22 protein-coding genes are annotated in these 23069 nt (G+C 74.4%); 15 read left to right on the top strand and 7 right to left on the bottom strand.

Translation table 11 applies throughout. From position 1 onward, the window contains the following. Positions 1-18 precede the first annotated feature (18 nt). The gene (locus H297_RS0102740; RefSeq protein ID WP_027735801.1) at positions 19-1176 is read left to right on the top strand and encodes a dipeptide ABC transporter ATP-binding protein; all 1158 of its coding nucleotides are present in this window, start codon (positions 19-21) and stop codon (positions 1174-1176) included. Between the two features lie 52 nt (positions 1177-1228). Here H297_RS0102740 and H297_RS0102735 read toward each other — a convergent pair whose 3' ends face one another. Then, positions 1229-3403, bottom strand: a complete 2175-nt coding sequence (locus tag H297_RS0102735; protein ID WP_027735800.1) for a prolyl oligopeptidase family serine peptidase — start codon at positions 3401-3403, stop codon at positions 1229-1231. Positions 3404-3722: 319 nt separating this feature from the next. On the opposite strand from H297_RS0102735, the gene H297_RS0102730 reads away from it, so the two are divergent. The 8 genes from H297_RS0102730 to H297_RS0102695 all read left to right on the top strand — a co-directional run bounded on the left by H297_RS0102730 (position 3723) and on the right by H297_RS0102695 (position 11896). After that, positions 3723-3917 (top strand): hypothetical protein, encoded by a 195-nt coding sequence (locus tag H297_RS0102730; RefSeq protein ID WP_027735799.1) that lies wholly within the window; start codon positions 3723-3725, stop codon positions 3915-3917. A gap of 114 nt (positions 3918-4031) precedes the next feature. Next, positions 4032-4997 (top strand): N-acetyl-1-D-myo-inositol-2-amino-2-deoxy-alpha-D-glucopyranoside deacetylase, encoded by a 966-nt coding sequence (mshB, locus tag H297_RS34105; protein ID WP_037792517.1) that lies wholly within the window; start codon positions 4032-4034, stop codon positions 4995-4997. Continuing rightward, the gene (locus H297_RS34100; protein WP_486589378.1) at positions 4994-5413 is read left to right on the top strand and encodes a DUF6113 family protein; all 420 of its coding nucleotides are present in this window, start codon (positions 4994-4996) and stop codon (positions 5411-5413) included. The genes mshB and H297_RS34100 overlap by 4 nt, the downstream gene beginning before the upstream one ends. A 128-nt stretch (positions 5414-5541) precedes the next feature. Next, positions 5542-8145 (top strand): hypothetical protein, encoded by a 2604-nt coding sequence (locus H297_RS0102715; RefSeq protein ID WP_027735798.1) that lies wholly within the window; start codon positions 5542-5544, stop codon positions 8143-8145. Positions 8146-8329: 184 nt separating this feature from the next. Beyond that, positions 8330-9367 (top strand): ABC transporter ATP-binding protein, encoded by a 1038-nt coding sequence (locus H297_RS34095; protein ID WP_051351428.1) that lies wholly within the window; start codon positions 8330-8332, stop codon positions 9365-9367. Next, entirely contained in the window at positions 9364-10101 is a 738-nt protein-coding gene (locus tag H297_RS0102705; RefSeq protein WP_027735797.1) for an ABC transporter permease, read from the top strand. The genes H297_RS34095 and H297_RS0102705 overlap by 4 nt, the downstream gene beginning before the upstream one ends. Next, positions 10098-11285, top strand: coding sequence for a sensor histidine kinase (locus H297_RS0102700; RefSeq protein WP_037792514.1), 1188 nt, complete (start codon positions 10098-10100; stop codon positions 11283-11285). The genes H297_RS0102705 and H297_RS0102700 overlap by 4 nt, the downstream gene beginning before the upstream one ends. Next, positions 11285-11896: a response regulator transcription factor gene (locus H297_RS0102695; RefSeq protein ID WP_027735795.1), complete on the top strand. Its 612-nt coding sequence runs from the start codon at positions 11285-11287 to the stop codon at positions 11894-11896. Before H297_RS0102700 ends, H297_RS0102695 begins: the two co-directional genes overlap by 1 nt. A 61-nt stretch (positions 11897-11957) precedes the next feature. On the opposite strand, the gene H297_RS0102690 is transcribed toward H297_RS0102695, so the two are convergent. Both H297_RS0102690 and H297_RS0102685 read right to left on the bottom strand, forming a co-directional pair. Next, positions 11958-12902 carry a transglutaminase-like and tetratricopeptide repeat-containing protein gene (locus H297_RS0102690; RefSeq protein WP_078513683.1) on the bottom strand — a complete coding sequence of 315 codons (945 nt, stop codon included), beginning with the start codon at positions 12900-12902 and terminating at the stop codon, positions 11958-11960. A 1-nt stretch (position 12903) separates the two neighbouring features. Further along, the gene (locus H297_RS0102685; protein WP_027735793.1) at positions 12904-13911 is read right to left on the bottom strand and encodes a GNAT family N-acetyltransferase; all 1008 of its coding nucleotides are present in this window, start codon (positions 13909-13911) and stop codon (positions 12904-12906) included. A 154-nt stretch (positions 13912-14065) separates the two neighbouring features. Between H297_RS0102685 and fdxA the strand changes: the two genes are divergently transcribed. Further along, positions 14066-14392: a ferredoxin gene (gene fdxA / locus H297_RS0102680; RefSeq protein WP_027735792.1), complete on the top strand. Its 327-nt coding sequence runs from the start codon at positions 14066-14068 to the stop codon at positions 14390-14392. Between the two features lie 155 nt (positions 14393-14547). Beyond that, positions 14548-15645 carry a succinyldiaminopimelate transaminase gene (gene dapC / locus H297_RS0102675; protein ID WP_027735791.1) on the top strand — a complete coding sequence of 366 codons (1098 nt, stop codon included), beginning with the start codon at positions 14548-14550 and terminating at the stop codon, positions 15643-15645. Between the two features lie 97 nt (positions 15646-15742). Here the strand turns inward: dapC and H297_RS0102670 are convergent, their stop codons facing one another. Together H297_RS0102670 and H297_RS0102665 are read right to left on the bottom strand one after the other, a co-directional pair. Then, complete coding sequence (locus tag H297_RS0102670) at positions 15743-16147, bottom strand: hypothetical protein (RefSeq protein WP_027735790.1); 405 nt, start codon at positions 16145-16147, stop codon at positions 15743-15745. Between the two features lie 366 nt (positions 16148-16513). Beyond that, on the bottom strand, positions 16514-17503 hold the full coding sequence (locus H297_RS0102665) for a VldE C-terminal domain-containing protein (RefSeq protein ID WP_027735789.1): 990 nt from the start codon (positions 17501-17503) through the stop codon (positions 16514-16516). 179 nt (positions 17504-17682) lie between these two features. Here H297_RS0102665 and dapE point away from each other — a divergent pair, with 179 nt between their 5' ends. After that, a complete protein-coding gene (gene dapE / locus H297_RS0102660) occupies positions 17683-18762 on the top strand; it encodes a succinyl-diaminopimelate desuccinylase (protein WP_027735788.1) in 1080 nt (359 codons plus the stop codon). Positions 18763-18961: 199 nt separating this feature from the next. After that, complete coding sequence (locus H297_RS0102655; RefSeq protein WP_027735787.1) at positions 18962-19708, top strand: LOG family protein; 747 nt, start codon at positions 18962-18964, stop codon at positions 19706-19708. 19 nt (positions 19709-19727) lie between these two features. On the opposite strand, the gene folP is transcribed toward H297_RS0102655, so the two are convergent. After that, complete coding sequence (gene folP / locus H297_RS0102650; protein WP_027735786.1) at positions 19728-20639, bottom strand: dihydropteroate synthase; 912 nt, start codon at positions 20637-20639, stop codon at positions 19728-19730. Positions 20640-20789: 150 nt separating this feature from the next. On the opposite strand from folP, the gene H297_RS42500 reads away from it, so the two are divergent. Continuing rightward, positions 20790-21296, top strand: a complete 507-nt coding sequence (locus tag H297_RS42500) for a DivIVA domain-containing protein (protein WP_106959530.1) — start codon at positions 20790-20792, stop codon at positions 21294-21296. Then, a complete protein-coding gene (locus tag H297_RS0102640) occupies positions 21293-21958 on the top strand; it encodes a DNA-3-methyladenine glycosylase I (RefSeq protein ID WP_078513682.1) in 666 nt (221 codons plus the stop codon). The genes H297_RS42500 and H297_RS0102640 overlap by 4 nt, the downstream gene beginning before the upstream one ends. Before the next feature lie 28 nt (positions 21959-21986). On the opposite strand, the gene H297_RS0102635 is transcribed toward H297_RS0102640, so the two are convergent. Beyond that, positions 21987-22775, bottom strand: coding sequence for an enoyl-CoA hydratase-related protein (locus H297_RS0102635; RefSeq protein ID WP_027735784.1), 789 nt, complete (start codon positions 22773-22775; stop codon positions 21987-21989). Positions 22776-23069 lie beyond the last annotated feature (294 nt).

The following is a 23069-nucleotide window of genomic DNA, read 5'->3' as shown; positions in this document are numbered from 1 at the left end:
AGAGGGAGAACCGGACCAATGAGCGATGACCTCACCCTGACCGAGCCGGACGCGGGCGCTCCACGGGAGGCGGGGCCCGCCCGTACGGGCGAGCCGCTGCTGAAGGCGGAGAACCTGGCCAAACACTTCCCGATCATGGGGGGCTTCCCCTTCAAACGGAAGGTGGGGGAGGTCCAGGCCGTCTCCGGTGTCGATCTGCACGTCCACGCGGGGGAGAGCTTCGGCCTGGTCGGCGAGTCGGGCTGCGGCAAGTCGACCACGGGGCGGCTGCTGACCCGGCTGCTGGAGCCCACCGGCGGCACGATCACCTACGCGGGCCAGGAGATCACCCACGCCACCCGCAAGCAGCTGGCGCCGATCCGCTCCGAGATCCAGATGATCTTCCAGGATCCGTACTCGTCGCTCAACCCGCGGCACACGGTCGGCACCATCATCGGCGGCCCGATGGAGGTCAACGGCATCAACCCGCCCGGCGGCCGGGAGAAGCGGATCCGGGAGCTGCTGGAGACCGTCGGTCTCAACCCCGAGCACTACAACCGCTTCCCGCACGAGTTCTCCGGCGGCCAGCGCCAGCGCATCGGCGTCGCCCGGGCCCTGGCGCTGGAGCCGAAGCTGATCGTGGCCGACGAGCCGGTCTCCGCGCTGGACGTCTCCATCCAGGCGCAGGTGGTCAACCTGCTCCAGCAGGTGCAGCGGGAGATGGGCATCGCGTTCGTCTTCATCGCCCACGACCTGGCGATCGTGCGGCACTTCTCCGAGCGGGTGGCCGTGATGTACCTGGGCAAGGTCGTCGAGGTGGGGGAGCGGGAGGCGATCTACAACCGCCCCCGCCACCCGTACACCCACGCGCTGCTGTCGGCCGTGCCGGAGGCCGTCCTGCTGGAGGCGGAGGAGGCGGGGGCGGACCGGGAGCGCATCCGGCTGGCGGGCGACGTGCCCTCGCCGATCAACCCGCCCTCGGGCTGCCGCTTCCGCACCCGCTGCTGGAAGGCGCAGGACAAGTGCGCCACCCAGGAGCCGCCGCTGGTCCAGATCCCCGGCAACACCGCGGGACACCTGACGGCCTGTCATTTCCCGGAGGAGCCGACCACCGAGGCCCGCGGCGAGGACATCGTGCTCGACAAGGCGCTGCGTCAGATGGAGGAGGGCCCGGAGGAGCCGGCCAGGACGCACTGAGGCGGAGTCCCCGGGCGGCTCCGCCCTCCGCCCTCCTGCCTCCTGAGCCGCCTCAGCCGCCGATCCCCAGGGACCGCTTCAGGAACCCGACCTGGAGCAGCAGCAGGTTCTCCGCCACCGTGGCGTCGCTCGCCATGTGCGTCACGCCGGAGAGCGGCAGCACCTCGTGGGGCCGCCCGGCTGCCAGCAGGCCGGAGGAGAGCCGCAGGGCGTGGGCGACCACGACGTTGTCGTCGGCCAGACCATGGATGATCATCATCGGGCGGTGCGGCCCGTCCTCGGCCACACCGGACAGCCCCTCGTCGGTGAGCAGCGAGTTGGTCGCGTAGACCTCGGGGTCGGCCTGCGGGGTTCCGCAGTACCGCTCCGTGTAGTGGGTGTCGTAGAGCCGCCAGTCGGTCACCGGGGCACCGGCGATGCCCGCGTGGAAGACGTCGGGCCGCCGCAGCACGGCCAGCGCCGCCAGGTAGCCGCCGTAGGACCAGCCGCGGATGCCGACCCGGGAGGTGTCGAGCGGGAAGTCGGCGGCGAGCGCGTGCAGCGCCTCCACCTGGTCGTCCAGCGTGACGGGGGCGAGCCGGCGGGCGACGGCCTTCTCCCAGCAGGGGCTGTGCCCCGGGGTGCCCCGCCCGTCCGCGGTGACGACGGCGAAGCCCTGGTCGGCGAACCACTGGGCGGTCAGGTGCGCGTTGTGGGCGGCGACGACGCGCTGCCCGTGGGGCCCGCCGTAGGGGTCCATCAGCACCGGCAGCGGACCGTCCCCTTCCCGGTAGCCGGTGGGCAGGACGACGGCAGCGGGGATGCGCCGCGCACCGGCCAGCAGCAGGCGGGGCGCCGTGGCCAGCACGGGCTGCTCCGCGTACGAGTCGAGGGTGCCGAGCCGCGTCCCGTCGTCCTGCCGCAGCAGCGTGACCCGCGCTCCGGCCCTGTCCAGGGTCGCGGTCGAGAGCACCACGACCCCGCCGCCGCGCACCGCGGAGGCCAGATGGGGCTCGTCCGTGTCCGCGAGCCGCACCGGGGCGCCGCCCGCCAACGGGACGCGGTAGACGCCGATCTCGCCCGGCGCCGCCCGGCGCGAGGGGTCGCCGCCGTCCCCCGCTGAGGCGGTGAACAGGACGTCGTCGGCGCCGATGTCCAGCACCGCCCGGACGTGGAGTGCGGCGTCCGTGAGCCGCCGTGCGCCCGCCATGAGCACCCGTGCGCTCTTCTCGTCCGCCGCGTCCCGAGGCCCCTCGTCCACGATCCGCACGAGGCTGCCGTCGGGGGCCCATGCCGGGACCCCGCCGAAGAGTTCCAGCCAGATTCGATCTTCCTCGGTGAGTGTGACGGACGTCTCTCCCGTCGCGACGTCCACGCTCAGGTACGCCGCCTCACGCTGGTCACGGCTGTGGACGAGCAGCAGCGGCGGACCGGCGGCCGACCAGTGGACGCGGGCCAGGTACGGGTAGCGCCCGCGGTCCCAGCGCACCTCGTTGCGCGTACCGCCGAGCCCGAGCAGATGCAGCGTGACCTCGGCGTTGGGCGTCCCGGCCGCCGGGTAGGCGACGCGGGCGGGCGTGTCCTGCGGGTTGGCCGGGTCGGCGATGGACCAGCGGCGCACGGGGGCGTCGTCGGCGCGGGCGACCAGCAGCGCGTCGGAGTCGGGCGACCACCAGTGGCCGCGGGTGCGGGACATCTCCTCGGCGGCGACGAACTCCGCCAGTCCCCAGGTGACCGACGCGGTCTCCGGCCGGGCCAGCGCCCGGTCCTGCTCGCCGGAGGCCGCCACGACCCGCAGCGCACCGCCCGCCACGTACGCGACGTGCTGTCCGTCGGGCGACGGGCGGGGGTCGACGACCGGGTGCGGCGTGGTCAGTTCGCGCGCCTGCCCGGTCAGCAGATCGGTGACGAACAGCCGCCCCGAGAGAGCGAAAGCGGCCGTCCGCACGCACGTGTCGGTGGCATATCCGACCACTCCGGCCGTGCCCTCGCGGCTCCTCTCCCGCCGCGCGCGCTCCTCCGCGGACAACTCCTCGGCCGCTCCGCCCAGCAGCGCCGCCGGATCGGCGGCGATACGCTCCTCGCCGCTGACCAGGTCCCGCACCTGGAGGACGTGGGCCAGGTCGGAGCCGTCACCGGAGCGCAGGAAGACGACGCGTGAGCCGTCCGGGGCCACGGTGAAGGACCGGGGAGCGCCGAGTGTGAATCTGTGGGTACGGGCGTGCTGCTGGGGGAAAGTCGTAGCCATGCGGCTGACCGTACTGCGCAGGGCCCGCAGGTGATCCCCGCCGGGGGCCGCCGGGGGCCGGTGCCCGGCGCGCCGGGTGGCCGGCGGCCGCTGCCGCCGGGAGGATCGTCAGGTCGTCTGCGGTTGGCTGGAACTGAATATGCGCCCCTCGTCTGCTCCCGTGCACCGAGCCGTGCGGTCGCCCGGATAATTATGATCCGTTGCGCATGGCGGGTGCTGGGTATGAAGCCGGTGGCTCCTCCGTGCCGGAGGCGCGCTGCCGTGTCCGTGTGACCCGTTCGATCCCGAACCGACTGTGCGTACTTGGAGGTGAGCCGCCGTGGCACTCTCGATTTCGGCGGTGGTGCTGCTGGCGATCATCGTCATCCTGCTCGTCAGGAAATCCGGGCTCAAGGCCGGACACGCGGTGGTCTGCGTGCTGTTGGGTTTCTACCTCGCCAGTTCGTCGGTCGCTCCGACGATCAACGACCTGACCTCCAACGTCGCCGGCATGCTCGGCCAGCTCAAATTCTGAGAGCGGCGGTCGCGCCCCGGCCGCCCGTACCCCCGGCGGCCGTCCCGCCTGCCGCGGGCCCGCTCCGCCCCCTCGCTTCGCCGGGCGGCCGGGCGCCCGTCGTAGGCTCGGGGCATGACCGCTGCGTATCCCCCCAGGGCGGCTCCGGGGCCACCGGCCGCCGACCGGCGCCGCCTGCTGCTGGTGCACGCGCACCCGGACGACGAGTCGATCACCACCGGCGCCACCATGGCCGAGTACGCGGCGCGGGGCGCACACGTCACCCTCGTCACCTGCACCCTGGGTGAGGAGGGGGAGGTCGTCCCCGACGGGCTCGCCCATCTCGCGCCCGACCAGGACGACACCCTCGGACCGCACCGCATCGGTGAACTGGCCGCCGCCATGCGGGCGTTGGGCGTCACCGACCACCGCTTCCTCGGCGGCCCCGGCCGCTACCGCGACTCCGGCATGAGGGGCGCGGCGACCAACGACCGCCCCCACTGCCTCTGGCAGGCCGATCTGGACGAGGCCGCCCGGCTGCTCGCCGCCGTGATACGCGAGGTGCGGCCCCAGGTGGTCGTCACCTACGGCCCCGACGGCGGCTACGGCCACCCCGACCACATCAAGGCCCACCGCGTCACCATGCGCGCCGTCGAGCTCGCCGCCGACGAGGGCGGCCGGCTCGGCGGCGCGCCGCACCGGGTGCAGCGCGTCTACTGGAACGTCGTCCCCCGGCCCGTCCTCGACGAGGGCTTCGCCCGGCTGCACGCGGCAGCCGAGGACGGGGAGGTCTTCCCCTTCCCCGGCTTCCTGCACGACACCGGCTTCGCCCGCCCCGACGACGTCCCCGGCGTGGTCGACAGCGCCGACGAGGTCGACGTCACCGTCGACGCCCGCTCCCACCTCGCCGCCAAAGCGGCGGCCATGGCCGCCCACGAGACGCAGATCTCGGTACGTGAGACGTCCCGCGGCCCCTTCTTCGCCCTGTCCAACGGGCTCGGCCAGCCGCTGCTCGGCACCGAGTACTTCCAGCGCGCGGACCGCGGCCCCGGGGCTCCCCCCGCGGGCCTGACCGACCTGTTCGCGGAGGTGCAGGTATGAGCGCCACGTCTCCGACCACGCCACAGAGCGCCGAGTGGGGCCCTTGCCCGCGCGGGCAAGGGCCCCGGGCCGCGGTGTACGCGGCCCTCGCCGTTCTGGGACTGCTGACCGGTGCCGCCGGAACCCTCGTCCAGGGCGGCTGGTTCCCGCTCGGCCTGCTGCTGGGGCTCGCCGCCGCCGTCGGTCTTTTCTGGGGCGGCGCCAAGCTCTGCCGTACCAAGGCGGGTGCGGGTGTGCCCGGCGCCGCATGGGCGGTGGCGGTGCTGCTGATGACGACCTCGCGCCCCGAGGGCGACTTCCTGTTCGCCGCCGGCCTCCCCAGCTATGTCTACCTGTTCGGCGGCATGCTCGCGGCTGTGATGTGTACCACCATCGCCCTGCCCACGCCCCCCGTTCCCGGACGAAAGAACCGCTGAGAGGGGCGTACGAGGGGCGATTCGGTGGTCGCGGGGCCCGGACCCGGTGCCCCCAGTACAGTGGTGCGCGCCGGCGAGCCGCCTTCGGGCCAACGGGAAGACGGCGAATCCATCCGGGAGTACCTGCTTTGAGTCGTGAAACTGACAGTTCGTCCTCCGGGCCCACGCGGCGCGGCGGTTCGCCGTACCCCTCGGGGACGGAGCCGTACGGCACCCCGGGCCCCGGCGCGGACCAGGAGGACCGGGAAGCCGAACCGGCCGCCGGTTCCAAGCCGGACGAGCCGAAGACGGAGACGACGCTCACCACCCGCATCCGCATCAACATCCCCGGGTCGCGGCCCATCCCCCCTGTGGTGATGCGCACGCCGGTCGGCGACGAGAACGAGGCCGACAGGCCCGCAGCCGGGGGCGACAAGGGCATCGCCAAGGGCGACAGGCCCGGCACGCCGGGGACGGGGGCGGGCAAACGGGCGACCGGCGGCGCCGGTTCCGCTGCCGTGCCACCGCGGTCCGCACCGGGCAGCGGCGGCGGTGCCGCACCGGCTGCCCCGTCCGGCGCCCCCCGCCCGGCCGGCCCCGCCGGCGGGGCCGGCGGCAGCTCCGAGGCGTCCCCCGCCTCCGCAGGCGCCGGGGACTCCGGGGAGCAGGAGCAGTTCACCCAGCAGACCAGCGACTGGTTCTCCCCGCGCAAGCCGCCCCGCAGCGCGCCGCCCGGTGGCACCTCGGGCGGTCCCGCTGCGCCGGGAGCCGGGACGACGGGCGCCCACGGGATGCCGGGCCCCGGGGACACCCCGGCGCAGGGCACCCCGCAGGTGGGGCCCGCGGGTCCCACCACGGGCCCGGTCAGCGGGGACATGGCCGTCCCCCCGGCACCCGGGGCCACCCCCGGCCCCCTCGCCGCCCCCGCCGCGGGGCAGGGGTCCGGTACGGGTGGTCCGTTCGGGACCGGCCGGTTCCCTGCGCCCCAGGGGCCGTTCGGAGCGGGAACCGGAGCGGGAAGGGGCACGGACTCCGACCGGAGCGCCTCCGGGCCGGACGCCTTCGACAGCGGTGCGGGCGGCGGCGGCCACGGGCCGCGGGGCCAAGGTGCGCCCCCCTCCCGGGACTTCGGCACGACTGCCGCCGGCCCGGGCCAGGCTGCCACCGGCCACGACACGGGCTCCTTCGAGGCCGTCCCGGGCCACGACACGGGCTCCTTCGAGGCCGTCCCGGGCCACGACACGGGCTCCTTCGAGGCCGTCCCCGGTTACGACACCGGCTCCTTCGACGCCGTTCCCGGCCCGCACGACACGGGTTCCTACGAGGCGGTGCCCGGTTACGGCACGGGTGACGGCTCCCGGCCGGGCGGTGCGGCGACGGGACCGGCGGGCACGCCCCCGGCCGGAATTCCGGCCGTACCCGGTGCCGACGCCCCCGGGGCGCCCGGCCCCGCAGCCGGGCCCGGAGGCTCCCGCGGCCCCGGCGGTGAGCCGGCTGTCGGTACGACGCTGGGGCTCGGCACGGGCCCGTCCCCGTTCGCTTCCGACGGTGCGGGCACCACGGGCCGCACCGGCCCGGGCGGCGAGCCGTCCGGCGGGCCGGGGCAGCACCCGGACGGGCCGCACGGCGAGCCGCTGTCCAGCGACACCATGGTCAGCGGTGTCCCGGAGACCGGGCCCGGCAGCGGTGCCGCGGTGCCGCCGCCGGGGCCCTCCTCGGCCGGGCGGTCCGCCGGAGCGCAGGAGCCGCGGGCACCGAAGGCGACCAAGCCGGCGGCGCCGCAGGCCCGCAAGGGCGGCCGCTCCAAGCTGATGCTGGCGGGCGTCGCGGTCGTCGGCGTGCTCGGCGTCGCCTACGGCACCGGCCTGCTGCTCGACCACGCCGACGTACCCAGGGGCACCACCGTCCTGGGCGTCGAGATCGGGGGCCTGAGCAAGCACGAGGCCGTCAACGAGCTGGACTCGGCGCTCGGTGACCGCACGAAGCAGCCGTTCACCATCGAGACCGGCGGTGGCCGTACCGAGCTGAAGCCGAGCGTGGCGGGCGTGACGCTGGACACCGAGGCCACCGTGCGGGACGCGGCGGGCCGCGACTACAACCCGGTCTCCGTGATCGGTTCGCTCTTCGGCGGCTCGCGCGAGGCGGACCCGGCGGTGAAGGTGGACGACGCCAAGGTGCGCTCGGCACTGAAGCCCGTCCTGGACAAGGCGGAGGCCAAGTCGCCGTCCGAGGGCATGGTCACCTTCACCGGCGGCAAGGCCGTCGCGGTCAAGGGATCTGCGCACAAGGTCGTCGATGTCGCCAAGGCGCCGGACGCGCTGCGCAAGGCGTTCGAGCAGCGGGCGGCCAGCGGCACGAACAAGCCGGTCGACCTGCCGGGTACGGTGCACCGGCCCAAGGTGTCCGAGGCCGAGCTGAACAAGGCGGTCAAGGACTTCGGCGCCACCGCCATGTCCGGCTGGGTCTGGCTGGAGGCGGGCGACGTGAAGGTGCCGTTCAGCCAGCAGACGATCGGGACGTTCCTGACGATGCGGCCCGGCGGCAGCGGAACGCTCCAGCCGGTCGTCGACACCAAGAAGCTGAAGGCCACCTACGGTTCGGCGTTCGACGGTGTGGTGGTCGAGGGCGGCGCCGGCACGGTCAAGATGACGCCGAAGCACGCGGCCGCAGCCATGGTGCAGGCCCTGCGCAAGAAGGCCCCGCCGGAGCCGGAGCAGCGCGTCGCCAAGGTGCCGGGCGCCGTCTCCCGGTGACGCCGTCGCACGGCTGAGCCCTCGGCGGGCCCACGCGGCAGGGGCGCCCCGCGACACCGCGGGGCGCCCCTGCCGCGTCCGGCGGCCGCCAGACGTGTCATGCCGCCCGGTGTGACATCTGTCAGTCCCAGGTCACGACCGCCGACACTGCCGCCGGGCCCCGCCGCCCGGCGAACATGGGGGCATGACATCGACGCAGGCCACGACAGTCGCCAGCACAGCCGCCCGGCCCCCGGCCACGACGCCGGCCGTCCGGTTCACCGCGGCGAGCAAGACCTACGGCACGGTCCGCGCCCTCGACGAGCTGACCGTGAGTCTCCACCCGGGGGAGACCGTCGCCCTGCTCGGCCCGAACGGGGCGGGCAAGTCCACCACCTTGGATCTGCTGCTCGGACTCCGTACCCCGGATGCGGGCGGCCGCGTGGAGCTGTTCGGCACCACGCCCCGGCAGGCGGTCACCGACGGGCGGGTGGGCGCCATGCTCCAGTCCGGCGGGCTGATGGAGGGCGTGCGGGTCCGCGAACTGGTCTCCCTCGCCTGTGACCTGCACCCGCGCGGCCGGTCCACCGAGCAGGTGCTGGCCGCCTCCGGGCTCACCCAGATCGCGGACCGCATGGTCGGCAAGCTGTCCGGCGGGCAGGAGCAGCGGGTGCGGTTCGCGCTGGCGACCGCGGGCGACAGCGACCTGATCGTCCTGGACGAGCCCACCACCGGCATGGACGTCACCGCGCGGCGCACGTTCTGGTCCTCGATGCGGGCCCGGGCCGCGCAGGGCCGCACCGTGCTGTTCGCCACCCACTACCTGGAGGAGGCCGACGAGGTCGCCGACCGGGTACTCGTCCTGCACCGCGGCCGGTTGCTGGCCGACGGCAGCGCCGCCGAGGTCAAGGCCATGGCGGGCGTGCGCCGGGTCGGCTTCTGCCTGGATGCGGTGCCCGACGGGGTGCTGGAGGCCCAGTTGCGCGCGCTGCCGGGCGTGCAGGAGGTGGAGCTGTCCGGAGCGGTCGTACGGATGCGTTCGGCCGACGCGGACGCCACCGTGCACGCCCTCTACGCCCTGGGCCTCTACCCGCGCGACCTGGAGGTCACCGGGCTCGGCCTTGAGCAGGCGTTCGTGACCCTCACCTCCCGTGCGGAGCAGGCGTCGGCCGCGCAGCCCGCGCCCGACGACGGCTCCTCCTCCGACCGCACGCCCCGCGACCGTAAGGCGGCCACCAAGTGAAGACCCTCGTCAAGCTGGAGATCATGCGCTCGCTGCGCAACAAGAAGTTCATGTTCTTCTCGGTGATCTACCCGCCCGTCCTCTACGTGCTGATCGCCGGCAGCAACAGCTCCTCGAAGATGCCCGGCCTCGACATCGACCTGGCGCTGTACTACATGGTCGCGATGGCGGGCTTCGGCGCGATGACCGCCGTACTGATGGGCAACAGCGAGCGCATCGCCAAGGAGCGCGAGGCCGGATGGGTGCGGCAACTGCGGCTGACGGCACTGCCGGGACGCGGCTACGTGATCGCGAAGATCGCCTCGGCGGCGACGGTCAGCCTCCCGTCGATCCTGCTGGTCCTGCTCACCGGCGCCGTCGGGATGGACGTGCGGATGGCGGCCTGGCAGTGGATCTCCGTGGCACTGTGCTGCTGGGCGGGCAGCTTCGTCTTCGCGGCGCTCGGTGTGGCCATCGGCTACCTGGCCGTCGGGGACGCGGTACGGCCCATCACGATGCTGTTCTACTTCGGGCTCGCCTTCCTCGGCGGCATGTGGCTGCCGATGGCCAGCCTGCCCGGCTGGGTGCAGGACCTCGGAGAATGGGTGCCCACCCACGCCTACACGGCGCTCGGACAGGCGATCGAGGCCGGCCAGGCGCCGCACCTGAAGGACATGGCCCTGATGGTGGGGTACCTGTTCCTCTTCGCCGGAGCGGCCGCCTGGCTCTACCGGAAGGACACGCGCACGGCATGACGCAGGAGCCCACCCGGACCCTGGTCGTCGGCGACACCACCGAGACCAGGCGGCAGAAGTGGACGAAGGCCGCCATGATCGCGGTCTGGATGGTCTTCCTCGGCAGCCCCGTCGACGACCTGCACGCGGGCGGTCACAGCACGCCCGCGACGGTCTGCGGGGCTGCCGGACTCGGCTGCTTCGTCGTCGCGTACGTCTCGCTCGTCTACCGCCACACCCGCACCCCGCTGCCCAGCCGCACGGTCCACCTGCTGCTGGCAGCCCTCTTCGTGCTCGCCCTCACCCTGTCCCTCACGTTGGGGGACGCGTGGCTGGTGCTGTTCGTCTACTACGCCGTCGCCTCGGGCGCGGTGCTGCCGGTGCCGCGCGCCGTGGGCGCGGTGGCGGCCGGCGTGCTGGCGCTCGCGCTGCTCGGCACCGGCCTGGGGGAGCGGCCCTGGTGGGGGGTGTGGACGTCGTACGCGATCCCCGCGGTGCTCGGCGGCTTCGCGCTGATGGCCGCACGGCAGACGGTCCGCACCATGCGGGAGCTGCGCGAGGCCCGCGCCGCGGTGGCCGCGCTGGCCGCCAACGAGGAGCGGCTGCGGCTCGCCCGCGACCTGCACGACCTGCTCGGGCACTCGCTCTCCCTGATCACCCTCAAGAGCGAGCTGGCCGGCCGGATGCTGCCCGGCCACCCGGAGCAGGCCGCCGAGCAGGTCGCCGACATCGAACGGGTCAGCAGGCAGGCCCTCGTGGACGTCCGTGAGACGGTCAGCGGCTACCGCCGCCCCACCCTCGCCGTCGAACTGGCGGGCGCCCGTACCGCGCTGGAGACCGCCGGCATCACCGCCGACCTGCCCCACCGCCCGCCGTCCGCGGCGCTGGCGCCCGGCGCCGAGGGGGTGCTGGCGTGGGCGCTGCGTGAGGCGGTCACCAACGTGGTACGGCACAGCGGCGCCCGGCACTGCACGGTGACGCTCGCCCCCGTCGAAGCGGACGCCGCGCGGGACGCCGCCGCGGGCGGGTCCGGCGCCGTGCGGCTCACCGTCACCGACGACGGCAAGGGTCCCAGCGGTGCGGCGGAGGGCAACGGGCTCGGCGGGCTGCGGGAGCGGCTGGCCCTCGTGGACGGAGCCCTGAGCACCTCCGCGGGGCTCGACGGGGGCTTCACTCTGCGGGTCACGGTGCCGTCGCTACCCTGATGCGCGTGATCAGACTGCTGCTCGCCGAGGACCAGGTCATGGTCCGCGAGGCGCTCGCCGCGCTGCTCGGGCTGGAACCGGACATCGAGATCGCCGCCCAGGTCGGCCGGGGCGACGAGGTCGCGGCGGCCGTCGCCGAGCACCGTCCCCACGTGGCGCTCCTCGACATCGAGATGCCGGGCCTGTCGGGGCTGGACGCGCTGGAGGGGCTGCGCGCCGCGCACCCCGAGGTGAAGGTCCTCATCCTCACCACCTTCGGCCGCCCCGGCTACCTGCGCAGGGCCATGGAGTCGGGCGCCGACGCGTTCCTGGTCAAGGACGCGCCCGCCGCCCAACTCGCCGACGCCGTACGCCGGGTGCTGGCGGGCGAGCGGGTCATCGACCCGGGACTGGCCGCCGCCGCGCTCGCCCAGGGGGCGAGCCCGCTCACCGACCGGGAGCGCGACGTGCTCGGTGCGGCCCGCGCGGGGGCGGGCAACGCCGAGATCGCCGCTGCCCTGCACCTGTCCCACGGCACGGTCCGCAACTACCTCTCGACGGCCATCCAGAAGACCGGCGCCCGCAACCGGGCGGAGGCCGCCCGTATCGCCCGCGACCGGGGCTGGCTGTGACCCGGGGCGGAGCGCCCTGCCGAAGGCGCGCTCCCTCGCCCGCCCGGCCGGACGCCGTACGTCAGTTCAGCCGGGCCCGGGCGGCCCGGGCCGCCCGGCGCATGTGCTCCGCCGCGTTGGGCTCCATCGCCGCCACCACATCGGCGTAGCTGTCCATCTCCCGGGCGCCCCGCGCGAACGCGCCCCGCTCCACCAGCAGTTGTGCCCGCTCGAAGCGGAGCCTGCCGGGGTGGTGCGGCAGCAGCAGGGACAGCTCGACCGCCCACAGCCGCACCCCGGTCTGCTCGGGGCGGCGGGCGGCCCAGGCCCGGATGTTGTTGAGGACCCGCAGCACCGTCTCCAGCGGCCCCGCCGGCTGGAAGGAGGCGGCCGACAGCGGTGCCCCGCCGGCCGCCCCGGCGACCATGACGGACAGCTCCTCCTCGGCCAACTGCTTGCCGCCCCCGAACGGGTCGGCCAGCACATGGTCGCCCTGCGGGTCGCCGAAGCCGACCACGAAGTGCCCCGGCAGCGCCACCCCGTACACGGGGGCGCCCGCGCGCCGCGCCACCTCCGTCCAGACGATCGACAGCAGGATCGGCAGGCCGCGCCGCCGCCGCAGCACCTGGGGCAGCAGGGAGGAGGCCAGCCGCTGGTAGTCGGAGGCGGCCCCCTCGAAGCCGAGCTCGTCCGCCAGCAGCCGCCGCAGGGCGCTCGCCCACTGCGCGGGCGTCCGGCGGCGCTCGTACGGCAGCAGACCGGCCAGCCGGTCGAGCTCCGCCTGCCCCGCGTCGACGACGCGGTCGACGGCGACCTCGTCGACACGGCCGCCGGCACGGTACAGGGCTGCCTCCGCGCCGATCAGCAGGCACAGCAGCGCCAGGTCGGGCAGCGGCTCGCGCGCCGCCTCGGCGAACCGCTGCCCGAGCACGCCGGGTACGACGTCCTCGTCCGGGCCGCCGCCACCGGGCGTGCCGGGCGCTGTACCTCCGCCGGTTCCGCCGTTCTCGTCGTGTCCGCCGCCCATGTCAGTCCTGCGGGGCGAGCAGGTAGTGGTACGCGTGGTGGTCGGCGAAACCGAGCCGGTCGTAGAGCGCGATGGCCGGCTCGTTGTCCCGCTCCACCTGCAGGTAGGCGGCCGACGCGCCCTCGGTGAGCGCCGTGCGGGCGAGCTCGGCCAGCACCGCCTGCGCCAGCCCCCGGCGGCGGTGCGCGGGGTCCACCTCTATGGCGGCGAACCCGGCCCAGCGCCCGTCCACCACGGCCCGGCCGATCGCCGCCGGCGGCCCGGAAGGCACCTGGGGATCGGGCACCGTCGCACACCACACCGAGGGGCCGCCCGCCAGCACCGTCCGTGCGGCTTCCGGCAGCGTGGCGCCGTCCTGCCGGCGGTACAGGGAGAGCCACCGCTGGTCCGGGGCCCGGTGCAGCACCACCCGCTCGTCCGCGGCCCGGTCGGCCAGCGGGGCCAGCGCGGCCACCCGCAGCACCGCGTGCCGCTCGGCGCCCCAGCCGCGGGCGCGCAACTCCTCGTCCAGCCCGGCCTGCTCCTGCGGCACGATCTGGACCCGTACCGGCAGGCCGCGCTCGCCGTACCACTCGCCCGCCCGCACCAGCGCGGCGTCCAGCGGCAGGCCGGGGTCGCCCAGCGCGAGCACCGAGTTCGCCCGCGCCGTGAACCCGCCGGCGGCCCGCAGCGTCCACCCGCCCAACTGCCGCACCTCGGCGGGCGGCCAGCCCCGCGCCGCCACCGTGACCAGCTCCCGCACATCGGCTGCCGGAATCCCGCGACGGCGCGCGGGCGTGCGGGGAACGACCTTGCCGGCGACCATCGACACCTCCTCGACCTCGACCCGCTCACCATCGCGCCGCGTGATGCCGAGCACACCGCCGGTCCACGATGTGAGAATGCCCAGGGTGTCGGTGAACCGCCCACCGCGCTCGCCGGCACCGGTCAAAGACCGTACCGATACGCGTTTACCCACGTCGGAAGGGGTGATGCGGACCTCCAGGCGTCCGCTCGTGGTGAATTCCACAGCTCTATCCGCCCCTCCTGTTCGTCTTGCGTCCGGGAACGGAGATACTAGATGTGGGCATCGCCGCCGTCCGAAGCGAACCAGCGCTCCCGCGCGCCCACGGCGGAGCCGGTGCACCCCCGGCCCGCCAGCCCTAACGAGGAGGAACGACAGCGTGACGTACGTCATCGCGGAGCCTTGCGTCGACCTGAAGGACAAGGCTTGCATCGAGGAGTGCCCCGTCGACTGCATCTACGAGGGCCAGCGGTCCTTGTACATCCACCCGGACGAGTGCGTCGACTGCGGTGCCTGCGAGCCTGTCTGCCCGGTCGAGGCCATCTTCTACGAGGATGACACTCCCGAGGAGTGGAAGGACTACTACAAGGCGAACGTCGAGTTCTTCGACGACCTCGGTTCTCCCGGCGGCGCCAGCAAGCTCGGCCTGATCGAGAAGGACCACCCGCTGGTGGCCGCGCTGCCGCCGCAGGAGCACGACGAGTGAGCCACGTCGCCTGAACGACGAGTGAGCCGCCTGCGGGCGGCTTTCTTGACGCAGTCCCGTTACGTCGGTCCCGCCGGTCCGCGCGTACGGGACTGCGGCGTTTTCCGAGACTGCGCCCCCGGCCGAACTGCGGCGTTTCCCAGAAAGTGAGCCCCATGTCCTCCGTCTCCGACCGCCTCCCCACCTTCCCCTGGGACCGGCTGGAACCGTACAAGACCACCGCCGCGCAGCACCCCGACGGCCTCGTCGACCTGTCCGTGGGCACCCCCGTCGACCCGGTGCCCCCGCTGGTCCGGCAGGCGCTGACCGACGCCGCCGACAGCCCCGGCTACCCCACGGTGTGGGGCACGAAGGTGCTGCGGGACGCGCTCACCGGATGGTGCGGGCGCCGGCTGGGGGCGCGCGGCATCACCGAGCACCACGTGCTGCCCGTCGTCGGCTCCAAGGAGTTCGTGGCCTGGCTGCCCACCCAGCTCGGCCTCGGCCCCGGCGACCGGGTGGCCTTCCCCCGGCTCGCCTACCCCACCTACGAGGTCGGCGCCCGCCTCGCCGGCGCCGAACCCGTCGCCTACGGCGACCCGCTCGAACTCGACCCGGCCGGGCTGAAGCTGCTGTGGCTCAACTCCCCGTCCAACCCCACCGGGCAGGTGCTCGGCGCCGAGCAGCTCCGCTCCGTCGTGGCCTGGGCCCGCGAGCGGGGCGTCCTCGTCCTGAGCGACGAGTGCTACCTGGAGCTGGGCTGGGAGGCCGACCCCGTCTCCGTGCTCCACCCCGACGTGTGCGGCGGCAGCTACGAGGGGCTCGTCGCCGTCCACTCCCTCTCCAAGCGCTCCAACCTCGCCGGGTACCGTGCCGCGTTCGTCGCCGGGGACGCGGCCGTCCTCGGCGACCTCCTCCAGATCCGCAAGCACGGCGGCATGATGATCCCCGCACCCGTGCAGGCCGCGACCGTCGCAGCCCTCGGCGACGACGCCCACGTGGCCGGGCAGCGGGAGCGGTACGCCGCCCGCCGTACCGCCCTGCGCGGGGCGCTGGAGGCCGCCGGGTTCCGCATCGAGCACAGCGAGGCCTCGCTGTACCTGTGGGCCACCCGCGGCGAGTCCTGCTGGGAGACCGTGGCGGACCTCGCCTCCCGGGGCGTCCTCGTCGCCCCCGGCGACTTCTACGGACCCGCCGGCGCCGAGCACGTGCGGGTCGCCCTCACGGCCACGGACGAGCGCGTGCAGGCGGCGGTCGCCCGTGTGAAGGGCTGAGCGCCCCCGCCCCGGGGCGGACACGCGAAGGGCCGCCCGGACAGGACGTCCGGGCGGCCCTTCGGCACGCAGCCGGCGAGCCGGACTGCTGACGGCATCAACCGAGGGGCAGACCACCCAGGTTGCCGGTGGGCAGGCCCTTGCCGGTGGCGGAGGAGGCGGTGTCACCGAGCAGGTCACCGGCCTGGCCGGTGGCGTCCCCCGCGAGGTTCTGCGCGGCCGGCGCGGCGGCCTTGCCGGTGCTGCCGACGGCCCTCCCCGCGGCCGGGACGGCGTGCTCGACGACGTCGCCCCCGGCCTCGCCGGCGAGCTCGGTGGTGTCACGGGCCGTCTTGTCCAGCGTGTTGCCGACGCCCTCGCCGTCCAGGTTGCTGAGACCGCCGACCGGGCCGGCGGGCAGCTCCACGGCGCTCGCGGCACCGGCAGCACCGACGACGGCGGCAGCGCCAACTGCCGACAGCAGCGCGGTGCGGGCGATCCGGCGCGTGAGGGGGTTGGACATGGTGCTCCTTCGGCGGAGAGAGGTTCTTGGCGTGTCAGCCGGGGACGCCCGGTCAGACGCCGTGCCTATCGGGCGGGACGCCGGGGAGGTTGCGGGCTGCGCGGGTAAAGGATTGGCAATCCAGGTTTGCCGCGTGCGGCGCCAAACTGGGCATTCCACGCGCGCTGTTGACCTGTACCGGAGAAGTCGAAAAGGCCCGCGGCCAGCGCAGTTCGGCCCCTGCGGTTCACTCCTCGCGGTGACCGCCTCCCGAGCGACCGCGCGGCTGCCCGGTGGACCGGCTTCCCTCCCACGGGGGAGCGTGGGCACTGGTGACCGGCCGGCCACCTGCCGGCCGCGGCAGTGCGCAGGACGGCCCCGCCGGTCCTAGTGGCCGGCGGCGAGGCGCAGTTGGACGGGGCTGTCGGCGGAGGAGCCCTTCGCGTCCTCCGCGCCCTCCCCGCGCCAGCCCTCGGTGGAGCGGTCCGCGCTCCATACCCGTCCGTCGTAGGAGATCTGCGTGATGCGCAGCCCCTCGGCGTTGGCGATCGCCCAGTGGGCCAGCTCCCAGCCCTCACGGCTCCCCGGTGCCGGGACCGAGACGGTGGGCGGTGCCCCGCTGCGGGCGGCTTCGGCGCGCGGAGAGGCGCCGTGTTCCGCCGCATCCGACGTGCTCGGCTTCCCGGCGCCGTCCTTCAGCATGTCCCTGCCGAAGTCGCGGGTGAGCCGCTTGCGTACCCGCTCGGGGTCGCCCGGCTCGGCGGGTTCCTGGCCGCTCGACGTGCAGGTGAGCGCGGACGGGTGCCGCCCGGTGAGGGCCGCGGCGAGCAGGGTCGCGTCGGTCTCGTGCTTGGCGTACGCCTCCGGGTAACCGCTGCGCTGGACGCGCTGGGCCGCCACGGTCAGCGGCAACCGGGAGTAGTCGGGGATCTCCACCAGGTGGTCGTAGAACCGGTCCGTCGAGTAGATCGGATCCCTGATCTGGTCGACCGTGCCCCAGCCCTGCGAGGGGCGCTGCTGGAAGAGGCCGACCGAATCGCGGTCCCCGTGCGGGACGTTGCGCAGTTCGGACTCCTGGATGGCCGCGGCCAGCGCTGTGGTCACGGCCCGTTCGGGCAGCTCGCGCCGCGAGGCGACGGCGGCGATCGTCGCGGCGTTGGCGGCCTGCACGGGCTTGAGCTCGTACGAGGGCGAGCCGTCCGCGGAGCCGGAGGCACGTACGGTGCACACGGGGGTTCCGTGGCCCGACACTCCGCGCGCCGCCAGGTAGGCGGCGACGGCGAGCAGTACGACGCAGGCTGCGGCGATCCTGAGCAGCTTGCCGCGGCGGGCGCGTGCGGGCGCGCGCGAGGAAGGATCCGGTCCGGAGTGGGGCACGCGCCCCAAGGTAGCGGCTGAACGCGTCCCTGGGGCCTGTCGGTGGCAAGCCGCCCCAGTGGCGTGCGGCACGGTCTTCCTCCGCGCGGGCCTCCTTACCCTCCCCCGGGGGGGGCGGCTCTCACCGTCCGACCGGACCTCACGCGGCCGCGCGGCTGTCCCACCGTAGGGTTGGCACCATGACCGACAGCGCACTCGACCTTCAGCAGGATGCCGCACGGCTCACCGCGCGGCTGGTGGACTTCCCCTCCGAGAGCGGGAACGAGAAAGCGCTGGCTGACGCCGTCGAGGAGGCGCTGCGCCCGCTGCCGCACCTGCGCGTCGACCGGTACGGCAACAACGTGGTCGCCCGTACGGGGCTGGGCCGTACCGAACGCGTCATCCTCGCGGGGCACATCGACACCGTGCCGATCGCCGACAACGTGCCCTCCCGGCTGGACGAGGACGGCCTGCTGTGGGGGTGCGGCACCAGCGACATGAAGTCGGGCGTCGCCGTCCAGTTGCGCATCGCCGCGACGGTGCCCGAACCCAACCGCGACCTGACGTTCGTCTTCTACGACAACGAGGAGGTCGCCGCCCACCTCAACGGCCTCGGCCACGTCGCCGACGCCCACCCCGACTGGCTGGCCGGTGACTTCGCCGTGCTGCTGGAGGGCTCCGAGGGCGAGGTCGAGGGCGGCTGCCAGGGCACGCTGCGGGTCCACCTGCGCACCCGGGGCACCCGCGCGCACTCCGCACGGAGCTGGATGGGCGCCAACGCCGTCCACGCGGCGGCGCCGGTCCTCGACCGGCTGGCCTCCTACGAGCCGCGGCGGCCGGTCATCGACGGCCTGGAATACCACGAGGGCCTCAACGCGGTGCGCATCGAGGGCGGTGTCGCGGGCAACGTGATCCCCGACGTGTGCACCGTCACCGTCAACTACCGCTATGCGCCCGACCGCGGCGAGCAGGAGGCGGTCGAGCACGTGCGGGAGGTCTTCGCCGGGTGCGGGGTCGAGGAGTTCGAGGTCGACGACAGCTCCCCCGGGGCGCTGCCGGGTCTCGGGCATCCGGCGGCCCGCGCCTTCCTGGCCGCGGTGGGCGGGCAGCCGCGGCCCAAGTACGGCTGGACCGACGTCTCCCGCTTCAGCGCGCTGGGCGTGCCCGCCGTCAACTACGGCCCCGGCGACCCCAAGCTCGCGCACAAGAGGGACGAACGGGTCGACACCGCACTCATCACCCGGTGCGAGGAGCGGCTCCGCCGCTGGCTCACCGACTGAGCAGCCGGTTCACCGCCCGGGGTGTGTCGGCCCACCGGCAGAGGCGGTGGCCCACCGCTGAGAGGCCGCCGCGTTCCGTCCGGGCCGCGTACCTCCCGGACAGCTCCCGATCAGCCGATGGCCTCCTGTTTCCCGCACGGCCGTCCCCGCCGTCCGCCTACCCTGGACGGAAAGATCACTGACGGAAGGAGAGCCGTATATGGCCGACAAGAGCGGCGGGGAACCCGCCGAGCAGCGGCTGGGGCCCGTCGTGCGCCGCCGCGACCAGGTGCAGCCGGGCACCACCGACCAGCGGCTGCTGGACACCGCGGGCCCGTCCGACTTCATCCACCAGGACCCCTGGCGGGTGATGCGCATCCAGTCCGAGTTCGTGGAGGGCTTCGGTGCGCTCGCCGAACTGGGGCCCGCCATCAGCGTCTTCGGCTCCGCCCGCACCCCCCTCGACGCCCCCGAGTACGACAAGGGCGTCCGGATCGGCAAGGCGCTGGCCGAAGCGGGCTTCGCCGTCATCACCGGCGGCGGTCCCGGCGCGATGGAGGCCGCGAACAAGGGCGCACTGGAGGCGGGCGGCACCTCGGTGGGGCTCGGCATCGAGCTGCCCTTCGAGCAGGGCATGAACGCCTACGTCGACATCGGCATCAACTTCCGGTACTTCTTCGTCCGCAAGACGATGTTCGTCAAGTACGCCAGCGGTTTCGTCGTCCTGCCCGGCGGTCTGGGCACCCTCGACGAGCTGTTCGAGGCGCTGACCCTGGTGCAGACCCAGAAAGTCACCCGCTTCCCGATCGTGCTGTACGGCACCGCGTACTGGAAGGGCCTCATCGACTGGGTCCGCGGCTCGGTCGTCGCCACCGGCAAGGCCTCCGAGCGCGACCTGGAGCTCTTCCACGTCACCGACGACATCGAGGAGGCGGTCACGCTGGTCACCAAGGAGGTCGGCGGCTGACCGGTCCTGGCCGTGCGGCTCAGGCCAGGCCCCGGCGGGCCACCGCGGGGGGACGGTGGCCCGCGATGGAGGCCACCATGTCCAGCACCTGCCGGGTCTCGGCCACCTCGTGCACCCGGTAGACCCGCGCCCCCAGCCAGGCGGAGACGGCGGTGGTGGCCAGCGTGCCCAGCAGCCGGTCCTGGACCGGGAGGTCCAGCGTCTCGCCGACGAAGTCCTTGTTGGACAGCGAGACCAGCACCGGCCAGCCCGTCTCCGTCATCCGGCCCAGCTCCCGGGTGGCCTGCAACGAGTGGCGGGTGGTCTTGCCGAAGTCGTGGCCCGGGTCGATGAGGATGGACTCGCGCGGCACCCCGAGCCCTGCCGCGCGGTCGGCCAGCCCGAGAGTCACCCGGAGGATGTCGTCGACGACCCCGCTGGGGCCCTCGCCCCCGGCCGGAGCGGCGCCGTCGCCACGTCCCGCCGGCGGGTACGCCGTACGGTGCGGGCGGGTGCGCGGCTCGGCGCCGCCCGCGTGGGTGCACACCAGCCCGGCGCCGTACCGCGCCGCGACCTCGGCCAGCCGCGGGTCCACCCCGCCCCAGGCGTCGTTGAGCAGGTCGGCCCCGGCCTCGCACACGGCCTCGCCCACCTCGTGCCGCCAGGTGTCGACGCTGATCACCACGTCCGGCCAGCGGCGGCGCACCTCCGCGACGAAGCCGACCGTGCGGCGCACCTCCTCCGCGGCGGTCACCTCGTCCCCCGGCCCCGCCTTCACCCCGCCGACGTCGATGATGGCGGCGCCCTCGGCGACCGCCTGCGCCACCCGGTCGAGTGCCGGCTCGTCATGGAAGGTGGCGCCGCGGTCGTAGAAGGAGTCCGGCGTGCGGTTCACGATGGCCATGATCACCGGCTCGTGCTCACCGAACTCGCGCGTGCCCAGGCGCAGCATCACCCGTCCTCTTCCTCTCCCACCGGTGCCGCCCGCGGCCCGCATCCGCGTGGTCCGTGCACCGATCCCGCCGCCGACCATAGCTGTCGGTGGGCCGTGGCACGATCGGGGTCTGCCCAGATACTGAACGACCACTCGGGGAGTCGTGCCGTGTTCGTGTTCCTGCTGATCTCGCTCGTCGTGGTCGTCGCCGCGGTCACGCTCGCCCTCGTCGGCAGCGGTGGGCGCCCCGGGGCGCCCCCGCGCGGCGCACCGGGCGGCCTGGCCGACGTCCCGCCCGACCTGCTGGACGAGCCGCTGCCGGCCGAGCGCGCCGTCACGCACGCGGACGTGGCGGGGCTGCGCCTGGCCGTGGGGGTGCGGGGCTACCGGATGGACCAGGTCGACGACGTGCTCGACCGGCTCGGCGCCGAGCTCGCCGAGCGGGACGCCCGTATCGCCGAGCTGGAGTCCGCGCTGGCGGGCGCCCAGGCCGTCGCGATCGGCAGAGGCGAGGGCTCCTCCGTCACGGCGGAGGCGCAGGAGATCCGTGAGAGGCACGAGCCGCACGAGGGGCCGGGGACGCGTCCGGCGCACGGTGCCCCGACGACCTGGGGGGCGGACGAGGAACCGTGGGGCCACCGGCCGAACGGCCGCCCGGAGGGAGACCAGCGATGAGCAGGCAGACCGGGACCGAGGCGGTCGCCGCAGCGGTCGCAGCCACCGGCACCGGGCGGCAGCCCGCGGCGCCCGAGGGCGGTGCCCTGCCGGGCGCGGACGGCCGCCTGCGCTGCCCCTGGGGCACCACGGCAGAGGACTACGCGGCCTACCACGACACCGAGTGGGGCAGGCCGGTGCGCGGCGACGACGCGCTCTACGAGCGGCTGTGCCTGGAGGGCTTCCAGTCCGGGCTGTCCTGGCTGACGATCCTGCGGAAGCGCGAGGCGTTCCGCGCGGCCTTCGCGCGCTTCCACATCCCGGACGTCGCCCGCTTCACCGAACAGGACGAGCAGCGGCTGCTGGCCGACCCCGGCATCGTCCGCAACCGCGCCAAGATCGCCGCCGCGTTGCACAACGCGCGGATCGCGGCCGCATGGGAGCCGGGCGAGCTGGACCGCCTGGTGTGGTCGTACGCGCCGGACCCGGGCGGCCGCCGGGCGCCCCGCACGACGGCCGAGGTGCCCGCCACCACCCCCGAGTCGACGGCGCTGGCCAAGGAGCTGAAGAAGCGGGGCTTCCGCTTCGTGGGGCCCACCACCGCCTACGCCCTGATGCAGGCGTGCGGGCTGGTCGACGACCACCTCGCGGACTGCTGGTGCCGGGACGCGGCCACCGGGTGAAGCGCCGCGCGGCGCCCGGAGCGGGAGGTCAGCGGCCGGTGAAGCGGGGCTGCTCCTTCCGCACGAACGCCTGGACGGCGGTCCTGTGGTCGGCCGTACCGCCCACCCGCACCTGGAGTTCGGACTCCTTGCCGAGGGTCTCGGCGAGCGAGTGCGAGGCGCTGTAGGCCAGCGACTCCTTCAACGCGGCATAGGCGGCGGTCGGCCCCTGCGCCAGCGTGCGCGCCACGGCGCTCGCCTCCGCGGCCAGTTCGGCGGCCGGTACCACGCGGTTGACCAGGCCCAGCTCCAGGGCCTCCTCGGCCTTGACGCTGCGCGGGAAGAGCAGCAGGTCGGCGGCGCGCGCGGGGCCGACCAGCCGGGGCAGGGTCCACGAGAGGCCGGAGTCCGCGGTCAGCGCGATCCCGGCGAAGGCGGTGGTGAAGGCCGCGGTGTCCGCCATCACCCGGTAGTCGCAGGCGAACGCGAAGCCCGCGCCCGCACCGGCCGCCACGCCGTTCACGCCCGCCACCACCGGCTTGGGCATCCCCGCCAGGGCGAGCGTGATCGGGTTGTAGTGCTCCTCGACCGTGTTCAGGGCGCTGCCGCCGTTGCGTTCGAGAGAGCCGGTGTGCTCCTTGAGGTCCTGGCCCACACAGAAGGCCCGCCCGCTGCCGGTGAGCAGGACGGCCCGCACCTCCTGGTCGGCCGCGGCCCGGTGGAGGGTGTCGCGCAGCGCGACCTTGGTCTCGTTGTCGAGGGCGTTCATCGCGTCGGGGCGGTCGAGGGTGACCGTCGCGAGACCCTCGCTCAGTTCGTAGCGCACGGTGTCGGACATACGCTCAGCATGACGTGGATCAACGGCGCCGGACAGGGCACGCACCCGCCCGGCGGGGCCGTCCGATGTGACCTGCGTCAAACGCGCAGGCGCGGGCGGGGGAGCGGCGACGGGGCAGTATCGCAGGCCGATCGCCGGATTGGGCGGTTTTGTGGACGATCGGTCCGCAAGAGATGCGGACCGATGTTGGTCATCGGGTCCTGCGATGCGGGATAATGGTCGGGAAGCAATGTGTTCGATGCCGGTGAGGCTGTGCCTGTTCACGTGCCCACGGCGCGATCGGCTGGTTCAGGA

The organism is Streptomyces sp. CNT360, assembly GCF_000424785.1.
Note: the sequence above shows the minus strand (reverse complement) of the source record. Positions and strands in the feature narration are given on the sequence as shown.